20 protein-coding genes are annotated in these 16,391 nt (G+C 74.1%); 7 read left to right on the top strand and 13 right to left on the bottom strand.

Features of this window, described 5'->3' with window-relative positions; translation table 11 throughout:
- Window positions 1-4 precede the first annotated feature (4 nt).
- The gene (locus tag BJF81_RS16120) at window positions 5-1,078 is read right to left on the bottom strand and encodes a cation diffusion facilitator family transporter (protein ID WP_237770304.1); all 1,074 of its coding nucleotides are present in this window, start codon (window positions 1,076-1,078) and stop codon (window positions 5-7) included.
- A 54-nt stretch (window positions 1,079-1,132) separates the two neighbouring features.
- Here BJF81_RS16120 and BJF81_RS16115 point away from each other — a divergent pair, with 54 nt between their 5' ends.
- Window positions 1,133-1,498, top strand: coding sequence for an ArsR/SmtB family transcription factor (locus BJF81_RS16115; protein WP_083664323.1), 366 nt, complete (start codon window positions 1,133-1,135; stop codon window positions 1,496-1,498).
- A gap of 134 nt (window positions 1,499-1,632) precedes the next feature.
- On the opposite strand, the gene BJF81_RS16110 is transcribed toward BJF81_RS16115, so the two are convergent.
- From BJF81_RS16110 to BJF81_RS16080, 6 genes are all read right to left on the bottom strand, one after another.
- Complete coding sequence (locus BJF81_RS16110; protein ID WP_202817511.1) at window positions 1,633-2,046, bottom strand: hypothetical protein; 414 nt, start codon at window positions 2,044-2,046, stop codon at window positions 1,633-1,635.
- A gap of 213 nt (window positions 2,047-2,259) precedes the next feature.
- On the bottom strand, window positions 2,260-4,002 hold the full coding sequence (locus BJF81_RS16100; protein WP_075959190.1) for a sodium:solute symporter family protein: 1,743 nt from the start codon (window positions 4,000-4,002) through the stop codon (window positions 2,260-2,262).
- Entirely contained in the window at window positions 4,002-4,277 is a 276-nt protein-coding gene (locus tag BJF81_RS16095) for a DUF4212 domain-containing protein (RefSeq protein ID WP_075959189.1), read from the bottom strand. The genes BJF81_RS16100 and BJF81_RS16095 overlap by 1 nt, the downstream gene beginning before the upstream one ends.
- Window positions 4,278-4,492: 215 nt before the next feature.
- A complete protein-coding gene (gene cobS, locus BJF81_RS16090; protein WP_075959188.1) occupies window positions 4,493-5,254 on the bottom strand; it encodes an adenosylcobinamide-GDP ribazoletransferase in 762 nt (253 codons plus the stop codon).
- 4 nt (window positions 5,255-5,258) lie between these two features.
- A complete protein-coding gene (gene cobT / locus BJF81_RS16085) occupies window positions 5,259-6,398 on the bottom strand; it encodes a nicotinate-nucleotide--dimethylbenzimidazole phosphoribosyltransferase (protein WP_083664322.1) in 1,140 nt (379 codons plus the stop codon).
- Entirely contained in the window at window positions 6,395-6,937 is a 543-nt protein-coding gene (locus BJF81_RS16080) for a bifunctional adenosylcobinamide kinase/adenosylcobinamide-phosphate guanylyltransferase (protein WP_075959187.1), read from the bottom strand. Before BJF81_RS16080 ends, cobT begins: the two co-directional genes overlap by 4 nt.
- Before the next feature lie 153 nt (window positions 6,938-7,090).
- Between BJF81_RS16080 and BJF81_RS18225 the strand changes: the two genes are divergently transcribed.
- The 4 genes from BJF81_RS18225 (at window position 7,091) to BJF81_RS16065 (ending at window position 8,412) form a co-directional block, all read left to right on the top strand.
- The gene (locus BJF81_RS18225; RefSeq protein WP_158068713.1) at window positions 7,091-7,432 is read left to right on the top strand and encodes a hypothetical protein; all 342 of its coding nucleotides are present in this window, start codon (window positions 7,091-7,093) and stop codon (window positions 7,430-7,432) included.
- Window positions 7,333-7,701 (top strand): DUF4262 domain-containing protein, encoded by a 369-nt coding sequence (locus BJF81_RS18220; protein ID WP_158068712.1) that lies wholly within the window; start codon window positions 7,333-7,335, stop codon window positions 7,699-7,701. Before BJF81_RS18225 ends, BJF81_RS18220 begins: the two co-directional genes overlap by 100 nt.
- Before the next feature lie 88 nt (window positions 7,702-7,789).
- Window positions 7,790-8,014, top strand: coding sequence for a type II toxin-antitoxin system Phd/YefM family antitoxin (locus BJF81_RS16070; protein ID WP_075959185.1), 225 nt, complete (start codon window positions 7,790-7,792; stop codon window positions 8,012-8,014).
- The gene (locus BJF81_RS16065) at window positions 8,011-8,412 is read left to right on the top strand and encodes a type II toxin-antitoxin system VapC family toxin (protein ID WP_075959184.1); all 402 of its coding nucleotides are present in this window, start codon (window positions 8,011-8,013) and stop codon (window positions 8,410-8,412) included. The genes BJF81_RS16070 and BJF81_RS16065 overlap by 4 nt, the downstream gene beginning before the upstream one ends.
- Window positions 8,413-8,415: 3 nt before the next feature.
- On the opposite strand, the gene BJF81_RS16060 is transcribed toward BJF81_RS16065, so the two are convergent.
- Genes BJF81_RS16060 through BJF81_RS17070 form a run of 3 tightly spaced genes read right to left on the bottom strand, consistent with a single transcriptional unit; the run spans window position 8,416 to window position 10,887 of the window.
- Complete coding sequence (locus BJF81_RS16060) at window positions 8,416-9,261, bottom strand: ABC transporter ATP-binding protein (RefSeq protein ID WP_075959183.1); 846 nt, start codon at window positions 9,259-9,261, stop codon at window positions 8,416-8,418.
- Window positions 9,258-10,340, bottom strand: coding sequence for a FecCD family ABC transporter permease (locus BJF81_RS16055; RefSeq protein WP_187345530.1), 1,083 nt, complete (start codon window positions 10,338-10,340; stop codon window positions 9,258-9,260). The genes BJF81_RS16060 and BJF81_RS16055 overlap by 4 nt, the downstream gene beginning before the upstream one ends.
- Window positions 10,341-10,377: 37 nt before the next feature.
- A complete protein-coding gene (locus tag BJF81_RS17070; RefSeq protein WP_075959182.1) occupies window positions 10,378-10,887 on the bottom strand; it encodes an ABC transporter substrate-binding protein in 510 nt (169 codons plus the stop codon).
- A gap of 612 nt (window positions 10,888-11,499) precedes the next feature.
- Between BJF81_RS17070 and BJF81_RS16045 the strand changes: the two genes are divergently transcribed.
- On the top strand, window positions 11,500-11,775 hold the full coding sequence (locus tag BJF81_RS16045; protein WP_075959181.1) for an HU family DNA-binding protein: 276 nt from the start codon (window positions 11,500-11,502) through the stop codon (window positions 11,773-11,775).
- A 126-nt stretch (window positions 11,776-11,901) separates the two neighbouring features.
- On the opposite strand, the gene ald is transcribed toward BJF81_RS16045, so the two are convergent.
- On the bottom strand, window positions 11,902-13,116 hold the full coding sequence (gene ald / locus BJF81_RS16040) for an alanine dehydrogenase (protein WP_075959180.1): 1,215 nt from the start codon (window positions 13,114-13,116) through the stop codon (window positions 11,902-11,904).
- A gap of 69 nt (window positions 13,117-13,185) precedes the next feature.
- On the opposite strand from ald, the gene BJF81_RS16035 reads away from it, so the two are divergent.
- Window positions 13,186-14,043 carry an SGNH/GDSL hydrolase family protein gene (locus tag BJF81_RS16035; RefSeq protein WP_075959179.1) on the top strand — a complete coding sequence of 286 codons (858 nt, stop codon included), beginning with the start codon at window positions 13,186-13,188 and terminating at the stop codon, window positions 14,041-14,043.
- A 205-nt stretch (window positions 14,044-14,248) separates the two neighbouring features.
- On the opposite strand, the gene BJF81_RS16030 is transcribed toward BJF81_RS16035, so the two are convergent.
- Together BJF81_RS16030 and BJF81_RS16025 are read right to left on the bottom strand one after the other, a co-directional pair.
- Window positions 14,249-15,457 (bottom strand): AAA family ATPase, encoded by a 1,209-nt coding sequence (locus BJF81_RS16030; protein WP_075959178.1) that lies wholly within the window; start codon window positions 15,455-15,457, stop codon window positions 14,249-14,251.
- A gap of 44 nt (window positions 15,458-15,501) precedes the next feature.
- The gene (locus tag BJF81_RS16025; protein WP_237770303.1) at window positions 15,502-16,269 is read right to left on the bottom strand and encodes a HEAT repeat domain-containing protein; all 768 of its coding nucleotides are present in this window, start codon (window positions 16,267-16,269) and stop codon (window positions 15,502-15,504) included.
- Window positions 16,270-16,391 lie beyond the last annotated feature (122 nt).

The raw sequence follows: 16,391 nt of genomic DNA, 5'->3' as shown, positions 1-16,391 counted from the left end.
CGCCTCACACCGCCGTGTCGGGAGCCGCGCAGGCGTGCACGGCGACCCCGTCGAGGTTGGGGACCGTGGAGGTCAGGGCCCGCCGGACCTCGTGGGCCACCTCGTCGGCCTGGCCGACGGTGAGGGCGGGGTCGACGTCGACCTCCAGGTCGGCCTCCATCCGGTGGCCCGACCAGCGGGCGCGGGTCCGGCGCACCGTCCGCACGCCGGGGACGGAGCCGGCGACCTCCTCGAGGCGGGCCAGCACCTGCGGCTCCACGCCGTCCATGAGGCGGTGCAGCGTCGTGCGCATCGAGGCCCAGAGGACCAGAAGGATGACCGCGGCGATGAGCAGGCCGACGACGGCGTCCACCTGGGGGTAGCCCAGCATCGCGCCGCCCACGCCGAGGAGCACCGCCAGCGAGGTGAGGGCGTCGGTGCGGGCGTGCTGCCCCTCGGCCACGAGCGCCGCCGAGCTGATCCGCCGGCCCACCCGGATGCGGTAGCGCGCGACGACCTCGTTGCCGGCCGCCCCCACCAGCGCCGCCGCGGCCACCCAGCCGAGGTTGGTCAGCTCCCGGGGCTGCCCGATCGCGCGGACGGACTCCCAGATGATGAGGGCGGCGGACAGGGCGATGATGAGGCCGATGAACAGGCCCACGAGGTCCTCGGCCCGCCGGAAGCCGTAGGGGTAGCGCCGGGTGGGCGCCCGCAGGCCGATCCGGAAGGCGATGATCAGCGGGATCGTCGTGGCCAGGTGGCCCAGGTTGTGCACGGTGTCGGCCAGCAGCGAGATCGACCCGGAGATCCAGACGATGGCCACCTGGACCACCGCCGTGATCCCCATCCCGACCAGGCTGATCCACGCCGCCCGGATGCCCTCGGCGCTGGACTCCTGCGCCGACTGGATCGTCTCGGCGTGGTCGTGGCTGTGCGGGGTGACCGCGTGCCGCAGCCGGCCGAGCAGACTCTGGTCGTGGTCGTGGTCGTGGTCGTGGTCGTGGTCGTGGTCGTGGTCGTGGTCGTGGCGCTCGCCGACGACCGGCCGTTCGGGGGCGGGGTCGACCCCGGTCACCGGCTCCTCCTGGTCCCTTCGCACCCGCCCAGCATATCTGCATACCTGCGAAGGTAGTGAATTCGCTAGGGTGGGCTCGTGCACGAGCAACCGGTCCGGACGGTCCAGGTCCCCGACGACCTGCACGCCCGTGCCGTGACGGACACCTTCCGGCTGCTGGCCGACCCCACGAGGGTCAAGCTGCTGTGGGCCCTGCTGCACGGTGAGCACAGCGTGGGGGCGCTCGCCGAGCTGGTCGAGGCCGGCCCGACGGCGGTCAGCCAGCACCTGTCCAAGCTGCGGCTGGCGGGGCTGGTGCATACCCGCCGCGAGGGGACGTACGTCTTCTACCGGGCCGAGGACGACCACGTCCGCCGGCTGCTCACCGAGGCCCTCTCGCACGCCGAGCACGCGACCGGCACGGCCGGCGAGGGGGAGCCGGGTCAGCACCGCTACCGCGGCTGACGGGACCGGTCGACGCCGGCGCGGCGCCCACTGTCGTCCGGTTTGTGCAGGGCCGGTGCGCGTTTCCGCAGGTCAGCTCACGGGGTTCTGTAAGAACCGGCCGAGAGTCGGGGCGAACCGGCCGGGAGGTCGGTTCAGGCCTGCACGGGGCGGATCGTCCAGAGCTGCCAGGCGGCCACGGCGGACAGGATGCCGCCGGCGAAGGTCAGCAGCAGGCCGGGGCCGGGCATCCACCCGCTCATCCCGACGAGGCTGAAGATGTGGACGAACTGCCAGACCGGCAGCACGATGCTGATGCCGGCGGCGACGAGGGCCTGCAGGATCGCCATCATCCGGAGCTTGGCCGGCACGAGGGCGCCGGCGAGGGCGAGCATGGCCACGGTGGCGGTCCACAGGCCGGGACCGCGCATCCCGGTGATGGTGCCGAGCGGGGTGTAGAGCCACGGGACGAACGCCCCGAGCAGGATCATCAGGCTGGCGGCGAGCAGGCGCATCTGCCCGGGCATCCTGCGGCTGCGGGTGCGGACGGGGGCGGTCTGGGTCGCCATCGGGATCAGCCTAACGCGGAGGGTGCTGCAGGGGTATGGAGCGGGGCGGGGCGGCCGGTCCGCCCACCTGGGGCGGGGGCCGGGTCGTCCGCCGGTCCGGGCCGCACGGCCGCAGGCGCGAGGCCTGGCGACCGTGCCGGCCGGACGGGACCGGTCGACGCTGACCGGTGCAGGACCGGTCCTCGTGCTGACGTCGGACCGGTCGCACGTCCGTCAGGGGTGACGGGCGTCGGGGTCGTGGTCGTGGTGCTCCCCGTGGAGGAGCTCCTCGTCCAGGGCGCCCGTGGCGTGCGCGGCGACGAGCTCGCTGCGCCCGGGGTAGCGGACCTCCTCGACCAGCTGCTGCATGACCTCGGTCGGCTTCTCGGTGAACTGCGACACCACGATCGTGACGGCGAAGTTGATGAGCATGCCGACGAACCCGAAGCTGGTGGCCGCGATGCCGAAGATGCCCTCGCTGCCGCCGTAGATCGGGATCGTCCAGATCATGTAGGCGAAGGTGATGAGCAGACCGGCCGCCATGCCGGCCGCCGCACCCTTGGCGGTGCACTTCTTCCAGAAGATCCCCAGGAACAGGGTCGGGAAGAAGCTCGCCGCTCCCAGGCCGAACGCCAGCGCGACCACCTGCGCCACGAACCCGGGCGGGTTGATGCCCAGGTAGCCGGCCACGAGGATGGCGCCACCCATGGCGAACCGGCCGACCATCAGCTGACGGGCCTCGGTCGCCTGCGGGTTGATCCGCTTGTAGTAGACGTCGTTGGCGACCGCCGAGCTGATGACGAGCAGCAGGCCGGAGGCGGTGGACAGCGCCGCCGCCAGACCGCCGGCGGCGACCAGGCCGATGATCGGGGCCGGCAGGGCCGCGATCTCCGGCGCGGCCAGCACCACGATGTCGTTGTTGATGGCCAGCTCGGTTCCCTCGCCCAGGCCACCGACGACGTCGATGATGCCGTTGCCGTTGAGGTCGTCCACGGTGATGAGGCCGACGTCGCGCCAGGAGGCGAACCAGTCCGGCACGTCGTCGACGCCGGTGCCGGGGATCTGGTTGAGGACGTTGAACTTGCTGAACGCGCCGATGGCCGGGGCCGTCAGGTAGAGCAGCGAGATGAAGAACAGCGCCCACAGGGCCGAGAACCGCGCCGCCCGCACGCTGCGCGCGGTGTAGAAGCGCACGATGACGTGCGGCAGGCCGGCCGTGCCGAACATCAGCGTGGCCGTCATGAGGAACATGTTGAGCATGTTCATCTGGGTGAAGGCCCCGGTGTAGGCGTCCAGGCCGAACTCGGTCTGCAGGGCGTTGAGCTCGCCCATGATCTGGCCGAAGCCGATCTGCGGGATCGGGATCCCGGTGAGCTTCTGGGAGATGGCCACCGCGGGGATGAGGTAGGCCACGATCAGCACGGAGTACTGGGTCACCTGGGTCCAGGTGATCCCCTTCATGCCGCCGAAGACGGCGTAGGCGAAGACGATCGCCATGCCGATGACGACGCCCAGCGTCTGGTTGACGCCCAGGAAGCGCTGGAAGACCAGGCCGACGCCCGCCATCTGGCCGGCGACGTAGACGAAGGAGACGACGATCGCCGAGATGACGGCGATGATCCGCGCGGTCTCGGAGAACCGGTCGCCGACGAACTCGGGGACGGTGAACTTGCCGAACTTGCGCAGGTAGGGCGCCAGCAGCAGGGCCAGCAGCACGTAGCCGCCCGTCCACCCCATGAGGTAGACGGACCCGGCGTACCCGTTGCTGCTGAAGGCGATGATGCCGGCCATCGAGATGAACGACGCGGCGCTCATCCAGTCGGCGGCGATCGCCGCCCCGTTGGCCGGTGCCGGGATGCCGCCGCCGGCGACGTAGAACCCGGCGGTGTCCTTCACCTTGCTCGCGTAGGCGATGTAGATGTACAGGCTGAAGGTGATGACGACGAAGACGAGGGTCCAGGCTTGAACGGCACCCATCAGTGGTGCACCTCCTCTTCGTACTCGGTGATCCCGAACTCGGCGTCGAGCTTGTCCATCCGCCACACGTAGACCGCGATGAGGATGAGGAAGGTCAGGATCGAACCCTGCTGGGCGAACCAGAAGCCGAGCGGGACCCCCATGAAGTCGACGTTGTTGAGCGGCTCGACGAACAGGATGCCCGCCCCGAAGGAGACGAGGGCCCAGATCGTGAGCAGCACGGCCATGAGGCGCAGGTTGCGTCGCCAGTACGCCTGGCGCTGCTGCATGTCCATCAGATGACCTCCGACGTTGGTGGAAGGGTGGGACTCACGGGTGTTCTCCTCGTGGACGGGGGCGGTCCGCCGGGGTCACGGCGGTGTGACCCGCGCCACGGTATGGGCAGCGTCGTCGTCGGCGTCAGTCCCCGCGGAGGGCAGGTCGTCCGGCGGCGCCGACCGGACGACGAACGGTCGTCCTCACGGGACGAACGGTCACCCCGGGGACCCCGTCAGAGCGCCGCGACGGCCCCCAGCAGCGCGGCCAGGAGTGCGGCCTGCGCGGTGGCGCCCAGCACGTCGCCGGTGGCTCCTCCCAGGGTCCGCCCGGCGTGCGCCCCCACCAGCAGGGCGGCGGCGAGGGCGCCGCCGAGCATCGCCGCCCCGGTCCACCCGAGCAGCGCGCACAGGACCACCGGGGCCACCCAGGCGAGGAGGGTATGCCGTCGCGCCAGCCCGTCCACGACGGCCCGGCCGGTGCCGTCCTCCCGGGCGTAGGGCAGCGCCAGGGCGACCGGGAGCATGGCCGCCCGCGACAGCGACCACGCGGCCGCGCCGAGCAGGACGGCGGAGGTCATCCCGGCGGCGCCCGGGTCCGCCGTCGGCACGAGCTCGACCAGCAGCGCTCCCTCGAGCAGCAGCGCCAGCACCACGGCGGCCGTCCCGTAGACACCGGTGGCGTGGTCCTTCATGATCCGCAGCCGCGCCTGCCGGTCCGCCCCGCCGGACGCGTCGGCGAGGTCGGCCAGCCCGTCGAGGTGCAGGGCCCCGGTCACCAGCTGCTCGAGGGACACGACGAGCAGCACGGCCACCGGCACCGGCAGCCCGGCCCACGCCACGAGCAGCAGGCCCGTCCCCACGAGAGCGCCGCCCAGCAGCGCCCCGACCACGGGGAACCAGACCGCCGCCCGGGCGAGGTCGGCGCCGTCACCACCGGCCTGCCGGACCGGCAGGCGGGTGAGGAGGGCGACGGCGTCGAGAAACCCGGTGCGCACGCGCTCAGACCGTCGGCCGGTCCTGGGGCAGGCCCAGGTCGGCGAAGCTGCCCATCTCGCGCAGCAGCGCGACCGTCGACCGGAGCACCGGCACGGCCAGCGCCGCCCCGGTGCCCTCGCCCAGCCGCATCCCCAGGCGCAGCACCGGTTCCAGGCCGAGCTCCTCCAGCTGGACCGCGTGCCCGGGCTCGGGCGACAGGTGCGCGGCCACCATCGCGTCGACCGACCGCGGGGCCAGCCGGGACGCCACCACCGCCCCGGCGGTGCTGATGAAGCCGTCGAGCAGCACCGGGACCCGGCGGGCCGCGGCGCCGAGGGCGACCCCGGCCAGGGCCGCGACCTCCAGCCCGCCCATCCGCGCCAGCACCGCCCAGGTGCCCTCGGCTCCCTCGTGCCGCCGCAGCACCGCGTCGACGGCCCGCACCTTGGCGGCGAGGACGTCGCCGCTCACCCCGGTGCCGGGTCCGGTGACCCGGGCCGGGTCCCGGCCCAGCAGGGCGGCGGTCAGCGCGCTCGCGGTGGTCGTGTTCCCGATGCCCATCTCGCCCAGGCCCACGAGGTCGACCCCGTCGTCGACGAGGTCGTCGGCCAGGGCGATGCCGTGCGCCACGGCCCGCTGGGCCTCCGCCAGGCTCATCGCCGGTCCGTCCAGGCTGCTGGCGGTGCCGGCCCGCACGCGGCGGTCGAGCACCTCGTTCTCCCCCGGCGCGGTCGCCGGCGGGTCGACGACACCGAGGTCGGCGACCACCAGCCGGACGCCGGCCTGGCGGGCGAGCACGCCCACGGCCGCGGTCCCGGCGGCGAACCCCTGGAGCATCAGGCCGGTGACCTCCTGGGGGTAGGCGCTGACCCCGCTGCGGGCGATCCCGTGGTCGGCGGCGCAGACCACGATCGCGGGCCGGTCGACGTGCGGCTGCGCCGTGCCCTGGATGCCGGCGAGCCGGGCGGCCAGCCGCTCGAGCTCGCCGAGGCTGCGCAGCGGCTTGACCTTGCCGTCCATCGCCCCGGCCGCGGCGGCCGCGGCCTCGGCGTCCACCGGGCGGACGGCGGCCACCGTGCGCTCGACGACCGCGAGCGCCTCCGGGTCGGACGGGCCGGTCACGTGGTCCTCCCGGTGCGGGCGGGACGTGGGGTGGTCGTTCATGTCCCCTCCACGGGGTCGAGGGTCAGGGTGCGGCCGGCGACGACGAGCTGGGCGAGGTCGGCATACCCCGCGACGGTGGCGTTGACCCGGCCCAGCCGGTCGCGGTAGTCCCGCGGGAGCGGGTGCATGGGGACGATGCCGGAGCCGACCTCGTTGGTCACGACCAGCACGGTCCCGGGGCATGCCGCGCCCCACCGGCCGAGGGCGTGCGCCTGCTCCAGGGTGGTGGCCTCGTCGTCGCCGCGGGCCATGAGGTTGGCGACCCACAGGGAGAGGCAGTCGACGACCATGGTCGGGCAGGGGTCGGTTCCGGGACCGGCGACCTCTCGGAGGGCGGTCACCAGCTCGGTCGGCTCCTCGACCGTGCGCCACCCCGCGGGGCGCTCGGCCCGGTGGCGGGCGATCCGGTCGGCCATCTCGACGTCCCCGTCGTCGGCCTGCCCGGTGGCGACGAGCACGACGGGTCCCCCGACGGCCTGCGCCCGGCGGACGGCGATCGACGACTTGCCGCTGCGGGCGCCGCCGGTGAGGAAGGTCATCGGCACGTGCGGCAACCTACCGCGACCTGTGGACGAGGCGGCCTGTTCCGTCGGCGGGTCGGCGTACCGTGCTCGACGTGCACCGGCCGGAGGGTCCGGGGCCCGCGCCGGGGGAGGGCGTGAGGGCGAGCGGTGCACGGGGAGGGAGCTGGCATGGAGATCACCTCTGCCATGGAGGCGTTCCTGGAGCAGGAGCGACGTGCGATCACCGAGAACATCCGCCGTACGGGCGTGCACCTGACCTACGTGGCCGTCGCGGCGGCCGAGGGGGACGAGCCGGCCTGTGCGTGCTGCCGGGCGCTCGGCACCGGCCCCGAGGAGGCCGAGGACGCGCAGGACGCGTCCGCGACCTGTTCGTGGCGGCCGGGGGCGATCCGGCCCTCCTGCCCCCGCGGGTGGGCGTCCCGTTCTGCTACACGACCGGCCTGTTCGGTGCCGGCCACGCCGAGCTCGTCGTGCTGGGTCTTCCACCTCGAGAGGCGTCCGCCGTGCTGAACGGCGCGGCGCAGCGCGTCCTGGAGCGTGGCTCGGACCTGGCCCCGGGAGAGCAGCTGGACGTCGCCGGGCGGACGGTCCGGGTGGAGGAGCTGCCGATGTCCGGCATGGTCCTGCTCGCCGCGCACGACTACTACGACCGCCCGCCGTGGGAGCCGATACCCGCGTCCCAGCTGACCTGGGCGGACGCGGCCGGGCGGTTCCCGGAGGACGAGGGCCACGATCCGGGCCGCTGGCGGCAGCCACCGGCGTCCGGGTGGCGCGCCTGAGCCGCCGCTGGCGGCGATCCGCTCCTACGGCGACGGTCACTGGTGTCGAGGTGTTGACCAACCTGGTCGACCAACCTAGTCTCAGACGATGGAGGTCGTGAAGGTGCAGCAGGCCAAGACCCACCTGTCGGCGCTGCTGGCGCGCGTGGAGGAGGGCGAGGAGGTCCTCATCGCCCGGGCGGACCGCGTGGTCGCCCGGCTCGTCCCCGTGACCCCCCGCCCCCGACGGCTGGGTTTCGGGTCCTACCGGCTCCCCGCCACCTTCTTCGACGAGCTCCCGGGGGAGGAGCTGGACGCCTGGGAGGGACGGTGAGCGGCAGCGCCCCCTTCCTGCTGGACACCCACGTCGTCGTCTGGGCGGTCCACGAGCCGGACCGGTTGTCCACCCACGCGCGAGCACTCATCACCGACGTCCGCCACGAGCTGCTCGTCTCGGCCGCGTCCGCCTGGGAGCTGGCGACGAAGTCACGGGTGGGCAAGCTGCCGGGCGGGGAGCTGCTCGTGGCGACCTTCGAGCAGCAGGTGGCGGCGCTCGGCGCCACGCTCGTCGACATCACCCCCCAGGACGCGATCCTGGCCGGGGGGTTCGCGTGGAGCCACCGTGACCCCTTCGACCGGATGCTGGCCGCTCAGGCGCTCACCCGGTCCGGGGTGCTGGTCACCGCCGACCCGGCCCTGACGGCGCTCGCCGCCGTCCCCACGGTGTGGTGAGCCTCACGAGATGGTCCGGGTCCGCTCGGTCCGCCGCTCCTCGAGCAGCACCGTGGCCGTAGACCCGGGAGAGGAGGGCGGGCTCGAGCACCTCGGCGGGCGTGCCCAGCGCGACCAGCTGACCACGGTCGAGCAGCGCCAGCCGGTCGGAGTAGCGCGCGGCGGAGTCCAGGTGGTGCATGGCCGCGACGACGGTGAGCCCGTCCTCGCGGCGGAGCTCGTCGACCAGCTCGAGCACCTCGACCTGGTGACCCAGGTCGAGGGCGCTGGTCGGCTCGTCGAGGAGCAGGACCGGGGACTGCTGGGCCAGGCGCGGGCGATGACCACCCGCTGGGCCTCCCCGCCGGAGAGGCGGCGGACCGACCGCCCCGCGAAGGAGGTCAGCCCGAGCCGGCGGAGCACGTCGGTGGCCACCTTGCGGTCGGTGGCCGACTCCGAGCGCAGCCAGCCCACGTGGGCGGTGCGGCCGAGCAGGACGTACTCGACGACGGTCATCCCCGGCGGCAGCTCGGGGTTCTGCGGCATGTGCGACAGGTCGGTGGGGCCCGGGGGCGACCCGGTGCCCAGCTCGACGGTGCCGGTGGAGGGGACCAGCCCGACCAGGGCCCGCAGCAGCGTGGACTTGCCCGAGCCGTTGGGCCCGATGAGCCCCAGCCACTCGCCGGCCCGCAGGTCCAGGTCGGTGCCGCCGAGCACCTCGGTGCCGTCGTAGACGACCCGCAGGTCACGCACCCGGAGGGCGTCGACCGGACGCAGGGGGACCGCCGTGGTGGTCGGGGGAAGGGCCGACGGCCGCGACACCGCGGTCGTGGGCGGGGACGTCGACGACGGAGGGTTCGCGGGGGTCATGGATCCTGCCTTCCGCGCCACAGGACGAAGGAGAAGAACGGGGCGCCGACGAAGGCCGTGATGACCCCGACGGGCAGCTCGGCCGGGGCGGCCAGGGTGCGGGCACCGACGTCGGCGATGGTGAGGAAGGCCGCGCCGACGAGGGCCGACAGCGGCACGAGGACGCGGTAGGAGTGGCCCACGAGCAGCCGGACCACGTGCGGGGTGACGAGCCCGACGAAGCCGATGAGCCCGCTGACCGACACGGCGGTCGCGGTGATGAGGGTGGCGGCCCCGACGACCACGAGCCGGGAGCGTGCGGGGCTCAGCCCCAGGGCCCGGGCCTCGTCGTCGCCGAGCCGCAGCACGTCGAGGTGCCGTGCGTGCAGCAGCAGCACCAGCCCGGCGAGGAGCACGTAGGGCAGCAGCAGCAGGACGGGGGACCAGCCGTGGGTGGCCAGCCGGCCGAACAGCCAGGACAGCACCTCCCGTGCCCTGGTCTGGTCCAACCGTTGCAGCGCGAAGGTCTGCGAGGCGGAGAACAGGGCCGCCATGGCCACCCCCGCGAGCAGGAGGGTGGCCGGGTCGCGGAAGGACCCGCGGGCCACCACGACGGACCCGGTCACGGCCAGCAGCGCCCCGACGAAGGCCGCCGCCGGCAGCGCGCCGACCGGCCCCCACGACAGGTCCAGGCCGAAGCCCAGCGCGAGCACGGCCCCCAGGCCGGCGCCGGCGGAGACGCCGAGCAGGTAGGGGTCGGCCAGCGGGTTGCGGAAGACCCCCTGGTAGCCGGCCCCGGCCACCGCCAGGGAGGCCCCCACCAGCGCGGCCAGCGCCGTGCGGGGCAGCCGGATCTGCCACAGGACGGCCTGCCGCTGGTCGGTCAGCGTCTGCTCCACCGACAGACCTGGAAGGGCTCCCACGAGCGAGCGCAGGACACCTTCGACCGACAGCCCCGCCGCGCCCTGGGTGACCGACACCAGCGCCGCGAGGGCCAGCAGGGCGACGGCCCCCAGGACGGCCGGCCAGGTCAGCCGGAACGCCCGGGCGGCCGCCTGGTCCAGGGGGTCGCCCGGGCGGTGTGCGGTCGTCGTGGCCACGGTCTCCTCGGACTCGTCGGGGTGCTGCGGATCGGGCTCAGCGTCCGGCGGGCACCGCGGCCGCCGCGGCGACCGCGTCGGCGAGCGTCTGCACGAGCTGCGGCAGGCGGGGCCCCCAGCGGGAGGCGATGTCGGCGTCCGCGACGACGATCGCGTCGTTGCGCACGGCGGTGACCTCCGACCAGCCGGGGCGCGCCGCGACGTCCTCGGGACCGTAGCCGATCTCGTCGGTGATGACGATGAGCTCGGGGTCGGCGGCCACGACCGCCTCCTCGGTCAGCTGGGGGTAGCCGCTGGCGTCGGTGTCCGCCTCGTCGGCGACGTTCTCGGCGCCAAGCTCGGCGTAGACCGAGCCGATGAAGCTGTTGCTGCTGGCCGCGAAGAAGGTGTCGTCCACCTCGTGGTAGACCCGCACGCCCGCGTCCTGGGGCGCGGAGGCATACGCCTCCTCCAGCTCCGCGCGCATCTGCGCGACCACGTCCGCGGTCTCGTCCACGTGCCCGGTGAGCAGGCCGTAGGCGGCGATGTCGTCGTAGCCGCTCTCCACGTCGTCCGGGCCGGTCGCCGTCGCCCTGCGGAGGCGTCGTCGTCGGTGCCGGTGGTGCAGCCGGCCAGCAGCAGCCCGAGGACGGCCGAGGCGGCCAGCACCCTGCGGGTGCGGTGGGCGCGGGCGGGCAGGGGGGCGTGGGGGGTATGCGGTGGGCGCGGGTCGGTCATCAGGTCCTTCTGTCGGTCGAGGTGGGGTTTCGCTCGAGCGACGGGGCCTGGGATCCAGCGGGCCGTCGTCCGAACCGGCCTGGGTCCTCGAGGGCGTGTGGTGCGGATCGCCGTGCAGTTTGACCGGACTCGGCTCCGTCAGCAGGTGCTGCGGGGCTCCACCGTTGCGGGACAGTGCCGGTTTGTCACCGGACTTCGTCTGCGCGACCTCGTCACCGCACCCCCGGGGCGACCGCCCCCCGGCCGGTGGATGCCCGCCGAGGGAGGTCGTCGGGCCCGGCGGAGGCCCCGCGGAGGCCCCGCGAGGGGTCGCTGGGGGGGGGGGGGGCTTCTGGGGCCGTTTTTCCGCTCCACGACGCGGATTCGGGCGTGTTGCTTGGCAATCCGGCCCGCCATCTGCCTACCGTGAGGCGACCCATCCATGCGATGAAAGGCTGTACCCATGAGCAAGAAGGTCATTGTCGAGGCCGTCGCCCGCGAGGCCGGCATGACGCAGGCTGCTGCCGACAAGGTCGTCAGCGCTGTCCTGGACGCCGTCTCCGCCGAGCTGGCCAAGGGCGAGAAGGTCTCGTTCCCCGGCTTCGGCACCTTCGAGGTCCGCGAGCGCGCCGCCCGTACCGGTCGCAACCCGCAGACGGGCGCGGAGATCCAGATCGCCGCGAGCAAGTCCGTCGGCTTCAAGCAGGGCTCCAAGCTCAAGGACCGCGTCAACGGCTGACGTCCCGCACACGTCGCGACGCCCGGTCCCCTGCCAGGGGCCGGGCGTCGTCGGTGTCGGGGACCATCCGGTCCGTCGTCCGGGATCCTCAGGGCCGTCGTCCAGGGACCGTCGGGCCGACCTGCCTCAGGCGAGCACCTCCTCCGTGGAGGTGGCCGCGATCCCGAACGCCTCCCCGACCGCTGCGTAGGTGAGTTGCCCGGCGTGGGTGTTGAGGCCGTGGGCCAGGGCGTCGTCGTCGCGCAGCGCCTGCGCCCACCCTTTCTCGGCGAGCTGCACCGCGTAGGGCAGGGTGGCGTTGGTCAGCGCCCAGGTGGAGGTGTGCGGCACCGAGCCGGGCATGTTGGCCACGCAGTAGAAGATCGACCCGTGCACCGGGAAGGTCGGGTCGGCGTGGGTCGTCGGACGGGACCCCTCGAAGCAGCCGCCCTGGTCGATCGCCACGTCCACCAGCACCGACCCCGGCTTCATGGACGCGACCATCTCGTCGGTGACCAGCTGGGGGGCGCGGGCGCCGGGCACCAGCACCGTGCCGATGATCATGTCGGCCTCGGGCACGAGCTCGGAGATGGTCAGGGTGTTGGACGCCAGCTGGCGCACCTGGTTGTCGAACCGCCAGAACAGGGTGCGCAGCTTGGCCAGGTCGGTGTCGAGGATGGTCACATCGGCCCCCATGCCGAGGGCGATGTTGGCGGCGTTCTGCCCCGCGACGCCGCCGCCGAGCACGAGGACCTTGGCGTTGGCCACGCCGCCGATGCCGCCCATGAGCACGCCCCGTCCCCCGTTGACCTTCATCATCGTGTGGGCACCGACCTGGGGCGCCAGGCAGCCGGCCACCTCGGACATCGGGTACAGCAGCGGCAGGCTGCGGTCCGGCAGCTGGACCGTCTCGTAGGCGATCGCGGTCGTGCCGGCCTCGAGCAGGCGTCGGGTCAGCGGCTCGTCGGCGGCCAGGTGCAGGAAGGTGAACAGGGTCAGGTCCTCGCGCAGGAAGCCGTACTCCTCCTCGACCGGCTCCTTGACCTTGAGCACCATCTCGCCTGCGGCCCAGGTGTCCTCGGCCCCGTCCACGAGGGTGGCCCCCTGGGCGACGTAGTCGTCGTCGGGGATCGACGAGCCCTCCCCGGCTCCCCGCTGGACGAGGACCTCGTGGCCGCGGCGCACCAGCTCGTGCACCCCGACCGGGGTGATGGCCACCCGGTACTCGTTGTTCTTGACCTCGGTCGGTCCCCGCTGGACGAGGACCTCGTGGCCGCGGCGCACCAGCTCGTGCACCCCGACCGGGGTGATGGCCACCCGGTACTCGTTGTTCTTGACCTCGGTCGGCACGGCGATCCTCATCCGGCCACTCTGGCAGGGATGGGCACCTCCGCGCAGGATCCTCGAGGGCGGGCGGCATACGCTGGCGCGGTGCCCGTCCGTCCCGACCCTCCGCAGCTGCGCACCTGGCGGCGGTTCGTGGCGGTCGGCGACTCCTTCACCGAGGGGCTGGCCGACGAGGACCCCTCACGGCCCGGGGAGCACCTGGGGTGGGCCGACCGGGTCGCCGCCGCGCTCGCGGCCCGGAACGCGCGGGCGGGTCTCGACCTGCGCTACGCCAACCTCGCGGTCCGCGGGCGACGGATCGACGCGGTCCTGGCCGAGCAGCTGCCCGCCGCGGTGGAGCTGCGGCCCGACCTGGTCAGCCTGTCGGCCGGCGGCAACGACGTGCTCCGTCCCCGGGTCTCCATCCCCGAGGTCATGGCCAGGCTCGAGGGGGCCGTGGAGCGGCTGCGGGCCGACGGGGCCGACGTGGTGCTCTTCACCTCGGCCAACGTCTCGTGGATCCCGGTGGTCAGCCGGATCACCCCGCGGCTCGTGGAGCACAACGCCCACCTGTGGGCCATCGGGCAGCGGACCGGGTCGTTCGTCGTCGACCTCTACACCCTGGGTGCCCTGCGCCATCCCCGGATGTACGCCGAGGACCGGATCCACCTCAGCACGGAGGGCCACCGGCTGGTGGCCGCGCAGGTGCTCTGGACGCTCGGGGTGCCCGTCGGGCAGCACGGCTGGGTCGACCCGCCGGCGGCGGTGCCGGCCCACGGGCGGCGCGAGGCGCTGCGCGGTCAGCGCGAGGCGCTGCGCGAGCACCGGGCGTGGGCGTCGCAGCACCTCGGCCCGTGGGTCGGGCGGCGGCTGCGCGGGCAGAGCTCCGGCGACGGCCGGACCGGCAAGCGTCCCGACCTGGCGCCCGTCGACCCGGCCGCCGAGGACCTCGACGGCGGGTGACCGCGCCGGGGCGCCGCGCACTCCCGCCGGAGGTCCGTGAAACACGCGGAGATCGGTGAACCCCCCGAACAGACGTGAGACCCCCCAAATATCTGGGTCCTCACGGCATCTTCGGGTGTCCGGCCCGGCTGACCCGCGCCGGGTGGTGCTTCGACCGCGGGCCCGGCCCGTGCCGACGCTCGCAGTCGCCGGCTGACGGACCCGGTCAGCGCCGGCCCCACTCCCAGGCCGGCGTGGTGAGCACCCCCTGGCCCTCCACCCGGGTCTCGCCGAGGTCCTTGGCCAGCTCGACCAGCCGCAGCGGCGGCACCTCCCCGGGCACGGGGTCCATGTCCCGCGGGTCCTCGCCGTCCACCGTCAGCGCACCGGCCAGCTCCTCGACGAGGGCCTCGGAGTGGGTCACCACGACCACCTGGGTCCGACGGGAGGCGGTGGCGACCAGTCGTGCCAGGGCCGGCAGGAGGGAGGGGTGCAGGCTCGTCTCCGGCTCGTTGAGCGCCATGAGGCGGGGCGGCACCGGCGTCAGCAGGGCGGCCAACCACAGCAGGTAGCGCAGCGTGCCGTCGGACAGTTCGGCGGTGCGCAGCGGCCGCAGCATGCCCGGCTGGTGCAGCCGGACGTCGAACAGGCCGTCCTGGGCGGCGACCTCGAGCCGGGCCCCGTCGAAGGCGTCCGCGACCGCGTCGTCGAGGGCCGCCCGGCCGTCCTCGGCGATGGTCTGCAGGGCGGCCGCCAGGTCGGCGCCGTCGTCGGCGAGCGCCCAGGTGCGGGTGCCGACCTGCGGCTGCCGGGCAGGGCTGGCGGCGTCGACGCGGAAGCCGTCGTAGAACCGCCAGGAGCGCAGCTGCTCCCGCACCGCCCACAGCTCGGGCGCGGCGACCGGGTCGACGACCTCGGTGAGCATGCTCGACCACGCCTGCACGCTGACCGGTGCCTGAACCCAGCTGCCGCTGTCGTCGCGGACCTCGACCCGGTGGTGCCGCCGTCGGGCCAGCAGGGTGGAGGGGCGCATCACCGGCCCGGTCCACACCGCCTCCCGCTTCACCTCCGGGTCCCGGTCGAAGGCCGACCCGCCCTGCACCGGGATGCCGAGGTCGACCAGGTAGGACAGCTCGTCGCCGCCGACCCCCAGCAGCAGGGAGATCCGGCCCTTGCGGACGGTGCCCTCCACGTCGTGGCCCCGGCGCGCGCCGCCGAGGGTCTCCGGGCCGGCCCACAGGGCCGAGCCCAGCCCGCCCTCGCGGGCCAGCGAGCCGACGACCCGTCCGTCACCGCAGTCGGCGAGCAGGCGCAGCGCCCGGTAGACGCTGGACTTGCCCGAGCCGTTGGCCCCGGTGACGACGGTCAGCCGGCCCAGCGGCAGGCGGACGTCGCGCAGGGAGCGGTAGCCGCTGATCGCCACGGTGCTGTACACGGGCCCCACGCTACGAGCAGCCTCCGACAGGTGGGGCGAACGACCTACTGCCGCTCGGCCCGGTCGAAGAGCAGCCAGTCGGCGATGATCGCCAGCCAGCGGTCCGAGGAGCCGCGCAGCTGGCGGAGGGCCTCGTCGACCTCGGGCACCTCGAGCCGGGCCAGCGCCTCGACCGCGACCAGGGCGACGTCCTTGTCGTCGTGCTCCACGGCGTGGACGAGGGCGTCCACGGCGGGGCGCGCGTCGGGGTCGCCGACGACCATGAGCACCTCGGCGGCGTGCCGTCGCTCCACCGGGTCGCCGGAACGCAACCGGTGCGCGAGGGCGTCCACGGCCGGGGCGCCCAGCTGCTCCAGGGCCCGGGTCAGCTCGTGCCGGCGGGCCTCGTCGGGGTCGCCGAGATGGGCCATCAGCGCCGGGACCGCCTCGGGGACGCCCGTGCGCCCCAGGGCCCACCAGGCCTTGGCGGCCACGGCCGGGTCGGGGTCGTCGGCCAGCGGGAGGATCCGGGCGACGGCGGTCGGGTCCTGGATCTTGCTCAGCGCGTGCAGCACCTGGACCCGGGAGGGCTCCTCGCCTTCCAGGGCGGCGAGCAGGTGGGGCAGGGCGGCGTCGGCCTGACGGACGACGGCCCAGGTCAGGGTCTCCCGCACACCGAGGTCCGGCTCGGAGACGAGGAGGGCGACCAGCTCGCCGGCGGTGTCCGGACCAGCGAGGGTGCCCAGCCGCAGCGCCGCCTCCTGCCGCACGTTGGGGTCCTCGTGCAGCGCAGCACGCAGCGCCCGCCGCAGGTCGTCGGTCCGGTCCTCCACCTGCCGCAGGCTACCCGCCGATGGCTAGGGAAGCGCTGATCATTTCGCGGTGCCGGGGTGGCGTGCGGGGCTGGTGGGCGGTTGGCCGGGATGATGTTGGTGTGGTCGACGAGCAGCCCAGC

The organism is Ornithinimicrobium sp. CNJ-824 (assembly GCF_001942405.1).
GTDB classification, from domain to species: Bacteria; Actinomycetota; Actinomycetes; order Actinomycetales; family Dermatophilaceae; genus Ornithinicoccus; species Ornithinicoccus kibberensis.
This window is presented reverse-complemented; position numbering and strand designations above follow the sequence as displayed.